1 protein-coding gene is annotated in these 535 nt (G+C 54.6%); it reads left to right on the top strand.

From position 1 onward, the window contains the following. Positions 1–50: 50 nt before the first annotated feature. A partial coding sequence (locus TRP66_RS23485; protein ID WP_333407949.1) for a transposase occupies positions 51–535 on the top strand: 485 nt, incomplete at its 3' end.

Below are 535 nucleotides of genomic sequence, written 5' to 3'. Positions count from 1 at the left end.
TGAACTGACCCCCAAAAGTTGGACATCCAGTTCGACCCAAGGGGACAACCATGACGAAGTACAATCCGGCGTTCAAGCTCAAGCTGGTCAAGCAGTGCTTGTCCAGCGACAGTCTCAATAGCGTGGCCGTCAGAAATGGCATTGCCCATTCGATGTTGCAGCGGTGGGTCCGAAGCTATGAGCAGCATGGCCGATCCGGTCTGGCCAAGAAATACAGTCGCTATGATGTCCAGTTCAAGCTCGCTGTTTTGAAGCGGATCGAGCAGGAGGGGTTGTCGGACCAGCAAGCCGCCATCCTGTTTGATATTCGCGGGCGAAACGACGTTGGGAAATGGAAGAAGCTGTATCATGCCGGCGGTATTGATGCGCTGAAGCCGCACCGCGAGAGAGGGCCTGGCATGCCTCGTAAGCCATCCAGAAAGTCTGTACAGCCTTGTCCTGCTGATAACGAGCGCACTCAGCAGCAATTGCTCGAGGAACTGGCCTACTTGCGAGCAGAGAACGCTTACTTAAAAAAGCTCGACGCCTTGATCCA

The sequence above is a fragment of the Pseudomonas sp. JDS28PS106 genome, from assembly GCF_036706555.1.
Lineage (GTDB): Bacteria > Pseudomonadota > Gammaproteobacteria > Pseudomonadales > Pseudomonadaceae > Aquipseudomonas.
The sequence above is the reverse complement of the archived record's forward strand: the minus strand, read 5'-3'. Positions and strand labels throughout refer to the sequence as shown.